The organism is Pediococcus argentinicus, from assembly GCF_001437605.1.
Lineage (GTDB): Bacteria > Bacillota > Bacilli > Lactobacillales > Lactobacillaceae > Pediococcus > Pediococcus argentinicus.
On sequence record NZ_JQCQ01000016.1, the window covers coordinates 21,263 to 38,997 of the forward strand.

At 36.8% G+C, this 17,735-nt stretch carries 15 protein-coding genes and 1 other annotated feature; of the genes, 11 read left to right on the forward strand and 4 right to left on the reverse strand.

What is annotated here, in order from left to right; all coding sequences use genetic code 11:
• The first annotated feature begins 16 nt into the window (after positions 1-16).
• Genes IV88_RS05090 through IV88_RS05100 form a run of 3 tightly spaced genes read left to right on the forward strand, consistent with a single transcriptional unit; the run spans position 17 to position 3,991 of the window.
• Positions 17-331 (forward strand): PTS fructose transporter subunit IIB, encoded by a 315-nt coding sequence (locus IV88_RS05090; RefSeq protein WP_057799441.1) that lies wholly within the window; start codon positions 17-19, stop codon positions 329-331.
• 15 nt (positions 332-346) lie between these two features.
• On the forward strand, positions 347-1,384 hold the full coding sequence (locus IV88_RS05095) for a PTS fructose transporter subunit IIC (protein WP_057799443.1): 1,038 nt from the start codon (positions 347-349) through the stop codon (positions 1,382-1,384).
• 3 nt (positions 1,385-1,387) lie between these two features.
• The gene (locus tag IV88_RS05100) at positions 1,388-3,991 is read left to right on the forward strand and encodes a glycoside hydrolase family 38 N-terminal domain-containing protein (protein WP_057799445.1); all 2,604 of its coding nucleotides are present in this window, start codon (positions 1,388-1,390) and stop codon (positions 3,989-3,991) included.
• Between the two features lie 68 nt (positions 3,992-4,059).
• On the opposite strand, the gene IV88_RS05105 is transcribed toward IV88_RS05100, so the two are convergent.
• On the reverse strand, positions 4,060-5,139 hold the full coding sequence (locus tag IV88_RS05105; protein ID WP_057799447.1) for a glycosyltransferase: 1,080 nt from the start codon (positions 5,137-5,139) through the stop codon (positions 4,060-4,062).
• Between the two features lie 203 nt (positions 5,140-5,342).
• Between IV88_RS05105 and IV88_RS05110 the strand changes: the two genes are divergently transcribed.
• The 5 genes from IV88_RS05110 (at position 5,343) to IV88_RS05130 (ending at position 11,319) form a co-directional block, all read left to right on the forward strand.
• The gene (locus tag IV88_RS05110) at positions 5,343-7,106 is read left to right on the forward strand and encodes an ABC transporter ATP-binding protein (RefSeq protein WP_057799449.1); all 1,764 of its coding nucleotides are present in this window, start codon (positions 5,343-5,345) and stop codon (positions 7,104-7,106) included.
• Between the two features lie 67 nt (positions 7,107-7,173).
• A complete protein-coding gene (locus IV88_RS05115; protein WP_057799451.1) occupies positions 7,174-8,352 on the forward strand; it encodes a MalY/PatB family protein in 1,179 nt (392 codons plus the stop codon).
• Positions 8,353-8,410: 58 nt separating this feature from the next.
• Positions 8,411-8,645, forward strand: a binding site (T-box leader).
• A gap of 63 nt (positions 8,646-8,708) precedes the next feature.
• Positions 8,709-9,782, forward strand: a complete 1,074-nt coding sequence (locus tag IV88_RS05120; RefSeq protein WP_057799453.1) for a methionine ABC transporter ATP-binding protein — start codon at positions 8,709-8,711, stop codon at positions 9,780-9,782.
• Complete coding sequence (locus IV88_RS05125; protein ID WP_083486844.1) at positions 9,775-10,446, forward strand: methionine ABC transporter permease; 672 nt, start codon at positions 9,775-9,777, stop codon at positions 10,444-10,446. Before IV88_RS05120 ends, IV88_RS05125 begins: the two co-directional genes overlap by 8 nt.
• A gap of 12 nt (positions 10,447-10,458) precedes the next feature.
• The gene (locus tag IV88_RS05130) at positions 10,459-11,319 is read left to right on the forward strand and encodes a MetQ/NlpA family ABC transporter substrate-binding protein (RefSeq protein WP_057799457.1); all 861 of its coding nucleotides are present in this window, start codon (positions 10,459-10,461) and stop codon (positions 11,317-11,319) included.
• 59 nt (positions 11,320-11,378) lie between these two features.
• On the opposite strand, the gene IV88_RS05135 is transcribed toward IV88_RS05130, so the two are convergent.
• Positions 11,379-11,783, reverse strand: coding sequence for an iron-sulfur cluster biosynthesis family protein (locus tag IV88_RS05135; protein WP_057799459.1), 405 nt, complete (start codon positions 11,781-11,783; stop codon positions 11,379-11,381).
• Between the two features lie 199 nt (positions 11,784-11,982).
• On the opposite strand from IV88_RS05135, the gene IV88_RS05140 reads away from it, so the two are divergent.
• A complete protein-coding gene (locus IV88_RS05140; RefSeq protein WP_057799461.1) occupies positions 11,983-12,816 on the forward strand; it encodes a dihydrodipicolinate synthase family protein in 834 nt (277 codons plus the stop codon).
• A 91-nt stretch (positions 12,817-12,907) separates the two neighbouring features.
• Here the strand turns inward: IV88_RS05140 and IV88_RS05145 are convergent, their stop codons facing one another.
• A complete protein-coding gene (locus IV88_RS05145) occupies positions 12,908-13,306 on the reverse strand; it encodes a VOC family protein (RefSeq protein ID WP_057799463.1) in 399 nt (132 codons plus the stop codon).
• A 134-nt stretch (positions 13,307-13,440) separates the two neighbouring features.
• Here IV88_RS05145 and IV88_RS05150 point away from each other — a divergent pair, with 134 nt between their 5' ends.
• Positions 13,441-13,767, forward strand: a complete 327-nt coding sequence (locus IV88_RS05150; RefSeq protein WP_057799465.1) for an ArsR/SmtB family transcription factor — start codon at positions 13,441-13,443, stop codon at positions 13,765-13,767.
• A gap of 83 nt (positions 13,768-13,850) precedes the next feature.
• The gene (locus tag IV88_RS05155) at positions 13,851-17,210 is read left to right on the forward strand and encodes a YhgE/Pip domain-containing protein (protein WP_057799467.1); all 3,360 of its coding nucleotides are present in this window, start codon (positions 13,851-13,853) and stop codon (positions 17,208-17,210) included.
• Between the two features lie 48 nt (positions 17,211-17,258).
• Here the strand turns inward: IV88_RS05155 and IV88_RS05160 are convergent, their stop codons facing one another.
• Positions 17,259-17,630 carry an iron chaperone gene (locus tag IV88_RS05160; protein WP_057799469.1) on the reverse strand — a complete coding sequence of 124 codons (372 nt, stop codon included), beginning with the start codon at positions 17,628-17,630 and terminating at the stop codon, positions 17,259-17,261.
• Between the last annotated feature and the right edge of the window lie 105 nt (positions 17,631-17,735).

Below are 17,735 nucleotides of genomic sequence, written 5' to 3' on the forward strand. Positions count from 1 at the left end.
AGAGGAGGAATTTATTATGGCAAAAAAGATGGTTGCGGTAACCGCATGTATAGCTGGCATTGCCCATACATACATGGCAGCAGAAAATTTAAAGAAATTTGCAAAAAAAGAAGGATACGACATTAAAGTTGAGACTCAAGGTGCTATGGGTGTCGAAAATCGATTATCAAGTTCAGAAATTCAAGATGCTGATGTTGTTATCTTTGCGGTAGATACTACGGTCCAGGATTCCGATAGGTTTGATGGTAAGAAGATTCTGAAGGTGGGAACTTCAGAGGTCGTAAAGGATGGAAAAGCAGCAATCGATGAAGCTGCAAAATTAGTTAATTAATAAGGAGATTTAATCATGAACTGGAAAAAATTTGGTAAAGAATTAGCGAACCATTTTCAAACCGGTGTTTCATATATGATTCCTTTGGTAACAGCCGCAGGGTTGTTAACTTCCATTGCGGTAATATTTGGAGGAACTAATGTATGGAACCAAACTAGTAATATATGGGGCAATTTGCGATTGCTGGGTCAAACAGGTCTAGGCTTTATTCCAGTCATTATTGCTGCATATATTTCATATTCAATTGCTGATCGACCAGGATTAGCTCCAGCATTTATTGTTGGTTTGGTTGCTTCTTCAATGGGAACAGGATTCCTAGGCGGCATGTTAGTTGGACTTCTCGTTGGTTATTTAGTTGAATGGCTAAAAAAGATTCCAATGTCACCTAGATTAACTTCTGTGAAATCCTTAATTATTATTCCATTTTTAGCGACATTAATAGTTGGGTTCATATTAATTTACGTTGTTGGAGATCCTATCAAAGCCATGACAGTTGGACTTACAGCCTGGCTTAAAGGAATGAGTGGTACAAATGCTGTTTTGATGGCCGCATTGCTTGGAGGAATGATGGCTGTTGATATGGGTGGCCCTATTAATAAAATTGCATATGCCTTTGGTATGGCAGCATTCACATCTGGAGGATACCAAGCTAGTACGGCTATGTTGATGGCAATTGGTATTCCACCTTTAGGTATGTTTTTGGCAACAATACTTGGTGGAAAGAGATTATATAGTGATGCCGAAATAGAAAGTGGACGTTCTGCATTAATTATGGGTATTGTTGGAATAACTGAAGGAACCATTCCATTTGCTGTAGCAGATCCTGTCCGTGTTATTCCAAGCATAATTGTGGGTACCTCGATTGGCTGCGCTACAAATGCATTTTTTGGAACTGTACAGAAGACAGCTCTTTCAACTGTTATGGCAATTCCATTTTCATCAAATGTAATTCTATATACAATTGCAATTTTAATTGGGGTTGTTATAGAAGCACTGTTAGTAAACTTTTTGAAGAGATTTACACGTCATAACACAAATGTGGAAGAAGGATAATATATGGTACAAACAAACCTTGTCAATCATACACATTGGGATAGAGAGTGGTATTTCACCACAATGGACGCACTTGTATTAAGTGACCAAGTTTTTACAGAAGTATTAGATGAACTTGAAAAACATTCCAAAGTTAATTTTTGCCTTGATGGACAAATTTCAATAGTGGATGAATATGTAGAAATTCATCCGGAGTCAAAAGAAAGAATTGTTAACTTAGTAAAACAAGGTAGATTATTTTTAGGCCCATGGTATACACAGACAGATGCACTAATACCAGATACAGAATCTATTTTGCGTAATTTGATTATAGGAATTAATGATACACAGAATAAATATGGTAAACCAATGATGGTTGGCTATTTACCAGATACATTTGGGTTTAATGCACAAATGCCAACTATACTAAATCAAGTTGGAATAGACAACTTTGTTTTTTGGAGAGGTACTAATTTTAACTCACAGACTAATTCGGTATATTTTAAATGGCAAGGATTATCCGCTGACTCAGTTTATGCAGCAAACTTTCCTTTTGGTTACTTTACGGCTCAAATAGATATGGATTCAAAAAGAAACCTATCTCAATTTGTTGATCAACGATATGATCCAGCAGCTAAATTTGAAGCTGATCATTTTAAGAATACTGAAGTGTTGATGCCTTCTGGTATTGACCAAATGAATATTATTAAAAATATTAGCAAAACTGTGAGCGATTTAAATGATTTAAGTGAAAATGATACAGTGATTAGTTCGTATCCTGAATTTATTAGTAAACTTAGAAAACGAGTGGATCTCCCTACTTACAAAGGAGAACTAAGACTACCTACGTATTCAAGAGTTCATAGAACTATCGGGTCTGTACGGCATCAAATAAAGACTAATAATTTTGCATTAGAACAAAAAATATTGCGTAGAATTGAGCCATTGGCAGTAATTGCTCACAAAAGTGGAGTGGAAATTGGAAATGGATTATTAATTAAACTATGGAAAAAGCTGTTAGAATGCCAAGCACACGACACTTTAGGTGGTAGTGTTTCTGATAATGTAGCAGAAGATATTATGCACCGATTTAAAGAAGCAAATGAAATAGCTGATGGCATCGAAAATATGATTAAAAAGAAAATTGCTGAGTATTTAAACTTAAGCGATCATGATGTCCTTGTGTTTAATACAGATACAAAACCTTTTAGTGGAAATAAAGTGGTGCATATAACTGCCAGCTCTTTGAACCTAAAATTTGATGGCTTAAAAAATACTGTGGTTGAAAAGAGTAAACATTATCCAGTTAGACATCACATTCTTATGATGACTCCTAGAGGTCAGGAATATACTGATGAGCCGGAATATTATGAACTATGGATTAAGGGTGAATTAAGTTTACCTTCATTGGGATATAAAGTGATTCGATATGAAGAGACTAACAAAAAGCTTTCAGAATATATTGAAGGCGATGAAAATAGGATTACTTTTAAGGACCAAGAAGTTACTTTTACTGGCAATGAGATAAATTACAAAAATAATTCGAATATTATTAAAAATATTATTCAACTGGTGGACTCTGGTAACGATGGTGATACTTATGATTATTCACCATTAAAAAATGATAAAGAAGTTGTATTGCCATTTAAAAATGTTAAATCACTAGCTGTAAATGAAAAAGCACAAAAAATGATATTGGATGGTGATTATGAATTGCCTGTACATTTGAGTGATCGTACAAGCAAAAATTCAAACAAGAAAAATGTTAAGTATGAGTTAGAGATGTGGTTTGATGAAAATGGATTGTTGAATTTTAAGCTACATTTTGATAATCAGGTGTATTCACATCGATTGAGACTACGCATTAACGCACAAATTGATAATAGTAGAGTGGTTGCTCATATCCAAGATGGGTTTATTAATACAGAAAATAAGAATATTGCAAATGATTGGTCAAAAGAGTTTGTAGAGAAACCAGTTAATATCTTTAACTTTGATAAATCTGTAACTGTAACCAATAGTGTTAAACATCTAACCTTTTTAGGTAAAGGTATGAAAGAATATGAGTCGAACGATAAATATTTGTACATTACACTAATGGCGACAACCGGACAACTTGGAAAGCCTAATTTAAGTTGGCGACCTGGACGAGCCTCAGGAGATACAACCAATCAGGGGCACGTTATGATGGCAACACCGATGGCAGAAGAAATAGGTGATAATGATTTTGAATTTGCATTAAGTATTGCAAATAATGCATTCTCTGAGCAGAAAACTTCTTTAGAAACGCATCGTTGGTTATCGCAATCTATTTCGTATCAAAAACAAAAACTCAATTTATTTATTAATCGACTTGATAATAAAATTTGGGAAACTGATGATAATCCTAAAATTAACAGTGAGCTTTCTATTGTAGATACAGGTGATTTAATTGTTTCTGCCGTTTATCCATCTTATAGTGCTAATGATGCATATATAATTCGCATTCAAAATCCAACTAGAGATGTTATTACATTACCACAAGAATTGTTAAGAAATTCAACAGTTGTAGATGCTCTTGAAAATAAGATTGATAGCGATGGTAGTGTTAAAGCATATAACATGGTGACTTTGAAGAGAAACTATTAAAGATAATATTTCTAAATAGTCATAAGTTTAAAAAGATTTGAAACTGTATATTGTTTCAAATCTTTTTTCTATTCTAGAATTTGCATCCATTCTTTTAAAATCGTACTAATTTGAAAATCTTTAACCCGTTTTAAAGATTTTTCAGCCAATGCTTCGCGTTGCTCTAAATTTTCTAAAAAGGGCTTGAGCGCCTGAATAAAAGTTTCTGGATTGTGATCAGGATGTAAAAGACCGTGTTGACCATTGGCTAAGTATTCGTCAGCTCCGGTGGAGTACATGGTGACAATGGGAAGACCGAAACTCATTGCTTCTCCGATCACGAGTGGTAAGCCTTCCCAGCGTGAGGTCATCATAAATAAAGAAGCATTTTGATAGTGCTTTTGAAGTTCCTTATCCTTCAAACGACCGAGATATTTAATTTTGTGGCGAGCATGAAACTGATTAATCAAATCATGAAATTCCTGCACAGCTTTTTCGCGACCATCACCGGCAATGGTGATATGCCAGTCGCCGGGTAATAGGGAAGCAACCTGAACTAAGAAGTCGATTCCCTTTTGCTGGATATCAATTCGACCAGTAAATGCAATATTATGCTTCTCCAAGTCTGCTTCTCCAGTAGGAACAATCGTTAATGGATTATAAATTTTAACGGTATTGGGATTGAATGGTAAGAAACCAAGTAAATCGTATTCGGTAAGTACTACCACATAGTTAGCAGCTCTCAGTCCTCGTTTGAATTCCTTTTGCATATGAACATAGTAGTTGTTGAGATACGTATCAACATTGTTGTGCATCCAGGCGATGGCTGTGATAGTTGGCAGTTGTTGCTTGATGACGGGGATGAAACTAGTCAGTAGTCCAGCGGTCATAATAACAGCATCGAAATGCCCATCTTTAAGTGTGGTGATTAAATCACCGATTTGAATTTTAAAATGTGTTAATGGTTGTGAGCCACGAAAGCTAATCCCTTTGGAATCAATTGGATGAGACGCAATTTGGAGCGGTGCTTTGAGCGTATAAAATGATTCAATGTCTGCTAAAGAATAATAAGTTACGTCGTTCTCTTTAGCCAGTTCGTTACCTAAAACACTGGTAACACGTTTGACACCGTCCATAATAAAATTTTCTGCGACAATTAAGACTTTCATGCTAGATCATCTCTCTTCTCTCGAATTCAAAACATCGGTGTAATTAGAAGTATGAATTGTGAATAATCGTTTTGCAAAGAATGTGCTTATCGATGGTTAGTGAAATATTTTAATCCGATAGTTGCACTTTAAAATCGATACTGCTATACTTTCGTTTGTGATTTATTTAGGTAGCTAAGTAATTTAAAAAAGAAGGTATTAAAATGCAAAATCAAATGGGTGCAGAAACTCCTAAAGAAATGAAGAGGGAGCAATTTAAATTTAGAGATTTTATTAGTTTGATTAACCGAACCAAGCCACGTTATTGGCAACTATATTTAGGATTGGCTTTGGGAATGGTTTCGACTGGTGCACAGCTAGTTGTACCAAAGTTTACGAAGGATTTAATTAATGGATTTGCACATCATTTTAATGTGCAATTGATGATTATGGTGATTGTATTATTTATCGTGAGTGCGGTAATTAGTGCCATTTCCGGATCAGTATTAGGAATCTTTGGTGAACATGTTGTAGCTGGTTTACGTCGATCATTGTGGGATAAATTAGTTCGCTTACCAGTTAGTTACTTTGATGAAGTTAAAACAGGTGAGATTACCTCACGTTTGGTAAACGACTCTTCACAAATTAAAGATTTACTAGCTGTTTCATTTCCACGAATGGTAACATCAATTCTTCAGTTAGTTGGTGCACTTGTGATTATGCTATTTATGGACTGGCACATGACGATTGTAATGTTCGTTGCGGTTCCATTAGTGATGGTTGTGATGTTACCAATTATGCGTGCAACTGGAAAAATCGGTCGCCAACGTCAGGACAAATTAGCTAAGTTCAACGGAACGACTGAATCAACACTTAGTGAAATTCGACTTGTTAAATCATCAAATGGTGAAAAATACGAAACTAAGACCGGATTTGGTGAAATTCAAGACTTATACAAGATTGGTTTGAAAGAAGCTATTTATGATTCAATTTCAGGACCTGTAATGACAATGGTTATGATGGCTATGTTTGTCGGAATCTTATCATATGGTGCTTTGCGAGTGATCAACGGTGAGATTACGATGGGAACATTGTTATCGCTTTTGATGTATCTTTTCCAAATTACAGGACCAGTTGTTAGCTTAGGTCAATTCTTCAGTGATTTATCAAAGACCAATGGTTCAACTATGCGTGTTCGTGAATTGTTATCTCAACCAGAAGAAGCTTTAGATTTGGGACATGATATTGATACTGAAGGTAAAGATTTGGCGATGAATGACGTATCATTTGCTTACAGTGATGATGCACAGGTTTTACATCATGTTAACTTTGAAGCCAAACCAAATACAGTGACAGCTTTTGCTGGACCTTCCGGTGGTGGTAAATCAACAATCTTTAGTTTGATTGAACGTTACTATACACCGGCAAAAGGACAGGTTACGATTGGCGGACAAGATATCAGCGGTGTTAATTTAACGGATTGGCGTTCACAAATTGGATTAGTAAGCCAAGATTCAGCAATCATGTCTGGAACTGTGCGTCATAATCTAACGTATGGCCTTGAGGGTGAGTATTCTGATGAAGAGCTATGGAATGTTTTACAGATGGCTTATGCAGAGGATTTTGTACGTGAAATGCCGCAACAACTTGATACCGAAGTTGGCGAACGAGGTGTCAAAGTAAGTGGTGGTCAACGCCAACGAATCGCGATTGCGCGAGCATTCCTGCGTGATCCAAAGATTTTAATGTTGGATGAAGCAACTGCTAGCTTGGATTCAGAATCTGAAGCAATGATTCAAAAAGCACTTACGAAATTAATGAAAGATCGTACAACCTTAATTATTGCACATCGTCTGAGTACGATTGTGGATGCCAATCAGATTTACTTTATTGAAAATGGAACCGTAACTGGCCATGGTAATCACCAAGAATTGCTCGACAGCCATCCAGTTTATAAAGAATATGTCGAAAATCAATTTAAACTTTAGTGTTTGACAATACTCTCATTGTTTTCTAAGATTAGGACTAATTTAGAAGACGGAATGGGGATTAATAATGTCAGTAGATGAATTTGTTAAAAAATATGCGGTAGATCGACATCATACGAACTCTTTAAAGTGGGATGCTTTGGATGAACGGTTTGGGAATCCAGATTTAACTGCAATGTGGGTTGCTGATATGGAATTCCAGGAACCACAAGCTGTTACTGACGCGTTAATCAAACGGGTGCAACATGGAATTTATGGTTATTCACTAACACCAGATTCTTATTTTGAAGCGTATGCTGCATGGCAAAAGAAACGGCATAATATCGATTTGAAAAAGGAATGGCTCACTTTTGATAACGGCGTTGTGGGATCGTTATATACAATTGTGAACACATTTACGAAGCCAGATGATGCCGTGTTAGTACTGACACCAGTATATTATCCCTTCCATAACGCGGTGAATGATAACGGACGAAAGCTGATTAAATCAGAACTTGTGAGAACTGATAATCATTTTGAAATTGACTACGATGATGTAGAACGAAAGATTGTGGAAAATGATGTTAAGCTATTTATTCAATGTTCACCACATAATCCAGTTGGGCGGATTTGGACGGCGGATGAGTTGGACCGTATCATGGATATTTGTCAACGTCATGGAGTTTTGATTGTTTCAGATGAGATTCATCAAGATATTGAAATTGGTGAACGTAAATTTGTTTCAGCTTTGAGTATCGCTGATGGTAGGTATCAAGATGATTTAATCATTGTGACTGCACCATCGAAAACTTTTAACATGGCAGGATTGCTGAACTCTCACGTTATTATTCCTAATCAAAAGATTCAGGACCAATTTTTGGCTGGTAAGAAACGATTCAATGAAGTTGATCTGAGTGTTCTAGGTCAGGTGGCTGCTGAAGCTGCATATCGCTATGGTGAAGAATGGTTGGACGGACTTCTGGAAGTGATTCGTTATAACTATGACCAAGTGCGTGTGACTTTAAATCGTGAAGTACCACAGATTAAAGTTGCCGAACTCGAAGGTACGTACTTGTTATGGCTCGATTTACGAGATGTAATGCCAGCTGATCAAATTAAAGATTTTATTCAAAACAAAGTCGGTATCGCAGTGGACTATGGTGAATGGTTCAGTGATTATGGACTTGGTTGTGTTCGTCTTAATTTAGCAACTGATCCCAAATTTGTGAAAGCCGCTGTTGATCGAATTGTAGCTGATTTAAAATAAACCGTTGACTGATTAAAATTAAATGAGTATACTAAGTTCAATATTTAATCTTAATTTAATTAAAGCGTTGATGAGAAGAGTAATTAACAAAACTAGTTTAGAGAATCCGGCTGGTGGAAAAGGATCGAAGTTACGTTAATGAAGATGAGCTCTGAGCTACTAAGCGGTGATTGCCACTTAGTCGGTAGCAACCGTTACATTGCCGGGTATCGTTAGTTAAAGGTACCAGCGAGGCAGAGTTTGTAAAAGCTGTGTAAATCAGGGTGGTATCACGAAAAGCATTCGTCCCTTAATGATCATTACGATCGTTTTGGGGCGGATGCTTTTTTTGTTTAGAAAGACGAGGGAGAGAGATTATGGCAGATTCAATAATTCAGTTAAAAGATATTTCGGTTATTTTTAAGGATGAACAAAAAGAATTAACAGCCGTCAAAGATGTGAACCTGGAAATTGAAAAAGGGGATATTTACGGTGTGATTGGGTACTCCGGTGCTGGTAAGAGTACATTAGTGCGTGTGATTAATCTTTTACAAAAGCCGACCAAAGGGACCGTTCAAGTAAACCAGCAGCAACTCCTAGATCTTGATGAATCAAAATTACGACAAGCTCGTAAGAAAATCGGAATGATCTTTCAACATTTTAACCTAATGAAATCTCGGACTGTTTTAAATAACGTTGAATATCCGCTCCTGAGAGAATCGATTTCTAAATCGGATCGGCAAGATAAAGCACGTAAGCTTTTAGAACTAGTTGGACTAGCTGAATTTGAAAATGCTTATCCCGACCAATTATCAGGCGGACAAAAGCAACGAGTGGCAATCGCAAGGGCATTAGCAAATGACCCAGAAGTACTCATTTCAGATGAAGCTACTAGTGCTTTGGATCCCAAAACTACAATGTCGATTTTAAAGTTACTAAAACACTTAAATCAGCAGTTAGGTGTGACGATTGTTCTAATCACGCATGAGATGCAGGCAATTAAAACGATTTGCCATAACGTGGCGGTCATGGAAAAGGGGCAGATCATTGAACGCGGACCGGTTGCATCTGTCTTTACAGAACCCCAACAGCCATTAACTAAAGACTTTGTGGATACTTCAACTAACGTTAAAGAAGCTTTAGCGAGAATCGGTAATGACCCACAGATTTCTAAATTAGATGAAAATCAACGATTGATAACACTGAGCTTTGTCGGTCAGTCATCTAAACAAAGTTTGATTTCTGAGCTGGCTCGAAAATTGAATGTGGATGCTAATATTCTATTTGCTAACGTTGATCAAATTGACGGAATCAGTGTAGGCACTATGATTGCAATTTTGACAGGAACACCGGATACATTGAAACAAGCTGTAAGTTTATTAACAGAAAATGGAGTCAAAATAACTGAAGTTAAATCGAGTGCTTTGAAGGAGGATGTTGCTAATGATTAATTTATTACCCAATGTAATTCATATGAAAGACCAATTTATTACAGCGACGTGGGAAACAATCTATATGACATTTTTATCAGCTATTATTGCGGGTGTAATCGGATTGGCACTAGGAGTTTTGTTAGTTGTTTCTCAAAAGCATGGTATTCTCGAGGATTCAATTATTTACTCATTTACAGATAAAACGGTTAATGTTTTAAGATCGATTCCATTCATTATCTTGTTGGCAGTGATTGCTCCGTTAACTAACTATATTGTTGGGACAACGATTGGAACTACGGCTGCTTTAGTACCATTAATCTTCGGTATTTTTCCTTTTTATGCTCGCCAAGTTCAAAATGCTTTATTAGAAATTGACCCAGGGGTTGTAGAAGCAGCTCAATCAATGGGATCGAGTCCAATCGGAATTATTTTCTCAGTTTATTTAAGAGAAGGATTGCCAGATATTATTCGCGCTTCAACTTTCACGGTAATAAGCTTGGTCAGTCTAACAACGGTGGCTGGTGCAATTGGTGCTGGTGGATTAGGAGACGTGGCGATTAGTATTGGTTACGCACGTTTCGAGGGTGATGTAACGGTGGTTGCAATGTTGATTATTCTGGTATTAATTTTTGCAATTCAGATTATCGGCGATCGTTTAGCTAAACACTTTGAACAATTTTAGGAGGCCAAATCTATGAAGAAAAGCTATATATATATTTTAGGAACCTTAGCGGTGGCCGCTCTTATCATTGTTGGAATACATAATGTGGGAAACTTTGTCCGTCATCATCAAGCAGAGTCGGCACCGATTACAATTGGATCAGTTGGATCGGATTATGATATTTGGCAACATATCGCACAAAGTCCTGAAGCAAAAAAAGCCGGATTGAATTTGAAAGTAAAAGAAGTCACAGATAGTGTTCAATTAAATAAAGGAACGGCACAAGGAAATATTGATGTTAATGCGTTCCAGTCTTGGTCATATTTTGAAGCCTATAATAAAGACAACCCAAGCAATCAGCTAGGAGCAATTGGAACAACGTATCTAGAACCCATGGGTATTTATTCTAAGAAATATAAAAATGTTAATGATATTCCAGATGGTGCAACGATTGCATTTCCAAATGACCCAGCCGGAACGGCACGCAGTTTACTACTATTACAATCAGCAGGTTTGATTAAAGTTAAAAAGAATCTGGGAGCTTTAGGTAATATCGACCAAATAGCTGAAAATCCTAAGCATCTCAAGTTCAAACAGATTGATGATCATACTGGACCCCGAGTTCTGGGACAGGTAGACGCGGTATTAATTTCAAATACGGTTGCCTTAACAGGTCACTTGCATGTTTTGAGTGATTCGATTTTCCATGAAAAGGTCAACCAGAGTACTAAGAACAATATAAATATTCTAGCCACAGCTAAAGGTAGCATTGATAATGCTAAGTATAAGAAATTAGTAGCTCTTTATCACGATAAAGATATTCAAAAGTGGATCGCTAAGAAGTATTTTGGGACTAAAATTGAAGTTCAAAAACCGATTAATGATTTAAAATAAAAAAATCCGTGAAAGATGGTTTTTAAATCATCAATCACGGATTTAATTAATTGAATGGCTTAGCAATTCTTAACGCCAATTGTTTGCATATCTTCTTTGAGTTGATCTTTTGATGCTACTTCGTCAGGGGCTTGGATAATAGTTACAGCACCATCTAAAATACCACTGTTATCACTTAGCTTAAGCATGGCATTCTTGTAGTCTAGTGAAAGTCCATTTCCAAGGAAGGTTAACTCTTCACCACTTGTGTAAACTTTGTAGTCAGAATTGTTTTCAATTTCAGTTGTGTAGTCCGAATCTGCGTTGTCGGCTAAGACAAGTTGGAATTTATTGCCGATCGCACAGGAACCACCCAATTTTGAAAATTTACTTGATCCATCATCTAACGCCAAGAAAATACGTTGGCCATCGTTGATTTTATCTTGAATATATTCTACTGCTGCGGGTTTAATTGTCATTTTCATAGTAATATCCTCCCTAAGTTATATTAACTTATGAACTATATGATAATCACTTTACTTATAAATGTATAGTAAAATGCTCACGCATTTAATCAGGGTGTTTAAAGTATATCTATAATTGGTATATATTAAGATTTTAGCTAGAATCTGGTAGTAGGCCAAAACTGCGATATAATGAAGAAAAAGAAGAAGGAGTTTAATAATGACATTAAAAAATAATTTTCACATTTCTGTTCCAACTGCTTTTGATACTCAAGATGAAACTCTTAATATCGGTGCAACTTTAGACCATATTCACAATCTAGCTGATAAGGGTATCAAATCCGTTTTGGTTAGTGGTTCAAACGGTGAACAACACAGTATGACAACGGATGAAAAAATCCAATTGATTGATGCAATTCAAGCTGATGAAGAATGGCCTGCTGAATTTGAATTTATTTTCGGACTTTCAAATGTTCGTTTGAGTGAAGCAGTTAAATTAGCTTCAGCAATTGCAAAGGCTGATAAAATCAAAGCAGCCTTGATTGGTTTTCCTCCATATATTTTACCAACTCAAGAAGAAGCAGTTAGTTATGTTAAAACTATTTTAACGGCTTTAGATGGTAAGGATGCCATTTTATATAACAATCCAAAACGTACAGGATTTGACTTAGAACTTGATTCCATCGTGGAACTTGCAAAGTCAGAACAAGTTATTGGATTAAAAGAATCTGGTAATCCACAAAAAGTTGTCGATTTACACGACAAGTTAAAAAAAGACTTCCTATACTTTATTGGTGGCGAAAGTAATATTCTGACTAAACGTGCTGTTGGATTCAATGCAATGTCATCCGTGCTAGGTAATTTGGATCCAGAGCTTTTCCAATTTTACTTTGAAAGTCTTAGTGATGAAGACGTTGATAACGATGATAAACGTGCCATTCAGCAACGCATTAATAAATTGGCCCGTGCAGTTCGAATTCCTCAAATGAAACGTTTGATTACAGAAGATGAAAATGTTGATATGGGTGTTGGACGCGCACCACTTGGAATGTAAAGAAACTAAAAATTAAGAGAGCTTGGAATTAAAAAATCCAGGCTCTCTTTTTATCTTTTCTGAAACGCGTTCCTCAATCCACGCTCTAATTCTATGCCGAAATATTCCAACGAACTCCAAATTGATCTTCAATAATCCCGAATGTTCCGCCCCAATCCTTTGGTGCAAATTTAATAATTACCTTTCCATTTTCAGCTAGCTTTTCAAAAATTGAGCTGGCAGTGACAATGTTATGGAAAGTTAATCCCATTGAAACAGTATGACCAGGTTGAACGGAGGGGGCACCTGGAATTACATCCAAGGCAGAGATTTGAAGATGATCATTAACTGTCAAAACACCATGTACGATTAATTGACCGATTGCATGATCTTCAGGGTGAAATAGTTCTTGGACAGTGCTGATATTTAGACTACCACCGAGGACTTTTTGGTAAAATGTAAGAGCTGCTTTGGCAGTTCCATTAAATGTTAAATATGGTGTGAATTTCATAATTAAGATACCTCAAAAAGTTTTTCATATAGTATACCGCTTTCACAGGAATTTTCACTTGATTTCATTGTTTCAGCGCGTTAAGATATTCCTTGTATTTAAATATTCGAATGTTCGAATGAAGGAGAAAGCCCATGAAGGTATCTCGCGGAGAAGCGCTCCAAGAATTTAAGAAAAATATCCCGTTGTTGGATGCTTTATCTGATGAACGTCGCCAACAGATCATGATTACACTTGGTGAAAGTGAACATGGTATGACGGTTACAAAGCTGACTGAAGTGATTAATATTTCACAACCAGCCATTTCACATCATTTAAAGCAATTGAAGGAACTAGGATTAGTTTCTGTCCAAAGGGATGGTACTAGTAATATCTACAGCTTGACGATTGGTGCGATGATCGATCAAGTTCAGCATTTAATTGATGTGTTACGTGCTGATGAAAACTTGTGGAAGAAATAAATTTTTATTTAACTGATTGATTCGTGCATTCGAATGAATCAATGAAATATTTTTACTTTTTATATAAGGGAGAGTTTTGTTACATGATTCGAAAAGAGTGGCAATTCATTGGAAAGAATAAGCTGATTTTGATGTCAGTCATTGCAATTATCTTTATTCCTTTCCTATATAGTGTGTTCTTCCTACGATCTGTTTGGGATCCGTATGGAGATACAAAAAATTTACCAGTTGCGGTAGTTAACCTGGATAAGCCAGTTGACTATCAAGGTAAACGACTTGATGTCGGAAACCAGATGGTAAAGAATCTTAAGAAAAATGACCAATTAGGCTGGCGATTTGTTTCAGCTGATAAGGCAAAAGCAGGGATGCGTGATCACAAGTACTATACAACGGTTACGATTCCAGAAAACTTTTCAAAGAATGCCTCAACGGTCGCATCTAAAGATCCACAAAAGATGCAACTTAAGTATTCAACCAATGCTTCATTAAACTACATTGGTAAAGTTATCAGTGATGTTGGTGCTGAAAAGTTGAACTCGACAGTGCGTGAACAAGTAACTAAGTCTTACGCAACAACAATGTTTGCATTAGTTCAAAAAGCTGGTAAAGGTCTTAAAGATGCCTCAGATGGTGCCGGTAAACTTGAAAAAGGTGCTGTAAAACTTTCAGATGGTGTTAACCAATACACAACTGGTGTTAGTCAATTACATGATGGACTTGCAACGATGGATACAGAAGTTCAAAAATTACCTTCTGGTGTTGCGCTACTTGCTAGTGGAGCTAGTGAGTTATCAACTGGTTTAGATAAGTTAAGTGTGGGTGCAGGACAAGTCTCTGATGGCGTTAATCAGGTATCCGGCGGTATTAATAAGCTTGCACCTGGATCAGGATTAGTGACTTATGGTTTGCAAGCTATCCAGGGGGGGATGCCTGCATTAACTAATGGAGTTGCAAAGCTAGATAATGGTGCAAATGCGTTAACTAAAGGTTTGACTACTTTACAAGGTAAGACTGGAGTATTAGTGACTGGAGTTAAGAAGTTATCTGATGGTTCTTATGAATTACAAACAAAATCAACTCAATACGTTAATGGCGTCTATCAAGTAAATGATGGAATTCAAAAGCTAAATGGGAAAACCGGTGAACTTGTTGGTGGAATTCAACAATTATCAACGGGTGCAAACCAACTTAATGCTGGTATTAATAGCTATACCGGCGGTGTAAGTTCAGCTAATGATGGTGCTTCTAAGTTAGCAAACGGTATTTCAGAATTACAAAGACAAACTGCTGGATTACCAGGTGGTGTTAATCAGTTATCTGACGGTGCAACTGCTTTAAATGGTGGAATGGGTCAACTTGGTGCTGGAAGTCAAAAGATTACTGGTGGATTAGAAGCATTAACTGCCAGTGTATCTGATCCGGCTGTAGCTGCTAAAATGCAGGATCTTCAAAAAGGGTTAGCTGGTGTAGCTAACCAATTAAATCAATTATCAGATAAGTCAAATGACTCACAAGATTCTGGTGATGTTAAAGGCAAACTTGATGCTATCAAAGGCGAAGTTGGTTCATTGAATTCTGGATCTCCAACTATAGAAACAACGCCATCTGCAACATCCAACCTTGATGGTAAGGTAGATGCTTGGGCTAATGGTAAGAATATTAAGGCAGCTGATCTTGCTTCATTGAAGGCATCGCTTAATGCTGGTAATACATCTGCTACAACTAAAACAACAGGTGGCAAAGTAGATTCTAGCAAGATAAGTCAAATTCAAGCTTCAATCGACGATGTAAAAAGTGGTGTGAGCCAAACAAGTGGGACTGATCAAAAACAAAACTCATTAAATTATCAATTAAAATCCATCAGTAAACAGGTTTCAGCAATGAGCGCAGCTGTCGGTGGTACTGCTATTAGTAATAACGAATTAGCAGAGAATCTAGCCCGATTAAGAGATGCATCTAAACAATTGTCGGGAAGTATTGATGAACTTTCTAAGGGATCAACAAGTCTTTCGTATGGTATTAAAGATCTTTCAGGTCAATTGCCACAATTAACTGATGGGATTACGGGACTTAAAAATGGTTCTGACAAATTGCAATTAGGTACTGCAGAGTTAAATAGTAATTCTGATGCACTTAAAAAAGGTGCTGGAGCTCTAAATAATGGCTTGAGTAGCCTTAATGGTTCAACTCCTGCTCTAACTGATGGAATTTCAAGAATTGCTCAAGGATCAGGTGCCTTAGCAAATAACGGATCCGCATTAACCGGAGGAATTAGCCAACTTCATGGTGGACTCCAACAAATGAATGGTCAGGTTCCATTATTAGTAAGCGGTGTTGATCAATTGACTGGTGGTGCTGGACAATTAGCTGGTGGATTAGATGCGTTAAATGGTAAAACAGGTGCACTATCAACTGTTATTAATAAATTAGCTAATGGTTCAGCACAAGTAACAGGCGGTCTTCAAACAATGCAAGGCAAGATGCCTAAATTAGTAAATGGTGCTGGACAAGTAGCTGCCGGTCTTAATAAAGCTGATGGCGGTGCTCATCAATTAAGTGGTGGTATCAATACTCTTCAATCTAAAACAGGTGCACTTGTAGCTGGCATGGATAAAGTTGCAAATGGTGCAGCAACATTAGATTCTAAATCTGGTGAGCTTAAAGATGGTGCAAAGAAAGTTGCTGCTGGTAACGGATTGTTATCAGATAAACTTTCTGATGGTGCAAAACAAGCTAACGGCGTTTCTCTAGGAGATAAGAACGCTAAGATGTTTGCTGCTCCAACTGACTTGAAACACACTAACTACAGTTATGTTCCTAATTACGGACATGCTTTAGCTCCGTACGTACTTTCATTAGCACTCTATGTTGGTGCAATCGTATTTAACTTTGCTTACCCAATCCGTAAGATTTCACGTCGTGGCGGAACTGCTACAGATTGGTTCTTAAGTAAGGTATCTGTTGGAACAGTGGTTGCTGTTGCAATGGCAATCATTGAAGCAACTGTAATGATGGTCGCTGGTATTCACCCTGATCATGTCGGTCAATACTACTTAACAGCCATCGCAATTGCGGTCGCGTCGATGTATATAGTTATGTTCCTATCAATGGCCTTTGATAATCCTGGGCGATTCTTAGCTATGATTCTGTTGATGTTACAACTTGGTGGTTCAGGTGGTACCTTCCCAATGGAAGTTACAAATGGATTCTACAATGCAATTCATCCATTCCTACCATTGACTTACTCAATCATGGCTTTCCGTGAAGCTATTTCTTCCGGATTAGGTTCAATGACTGTTACACAATCAGTTCTAGTATTAATTGTCTTTGCGGTTATTGCATTAGGTCTTCTATGGTGGAGTATGATTATCCTTCAAAGAAAACATATGAACGGCAAATCTCAATTGGATAACAATCAAGAACTACAAGCAGTTGAAAAATAATTAAATAAAACTTGTTTATTACCAAATTGATGGTGATAAACGAGTTTTTTATTTGCGCCAGAAGCTGGTCGCATCTATTTTTTCATCAATATTAAATTGAATAATATCTTTTAACAGTTCAAAATCAACATCTTTTTCCCAAGGAATCTGAATTAAGCCTTTCGTATGTGCATAACCAGCTTCTTTAATTTGGTCACTAAACTTTGTGATAGTAATTTCTTCAGGAGCAACAGCTAAATGCTTTTTGGAAGTGCTAAAGCCAATAATAAAAGTATCGTGATCAGTAAACATGGGTTGGTTCCAAGCAATTCGTGTTTTTAGTTGTGGAAATTCTGAGTGAACCCAGTTGAGAACTTTTGTGGTTCTAGCACGCTGGTCCTCATCGCTTATTTTACTTAGATAGTCTTTAAAATCATCCATTTGATCGCCTCCATTTATGTTCATTATCTTTAATTCATTTAAAAAGTACAACTAATATAACTGACACTCATCGTATGTATAACTTTGAGTTATCTAAAAACAGAT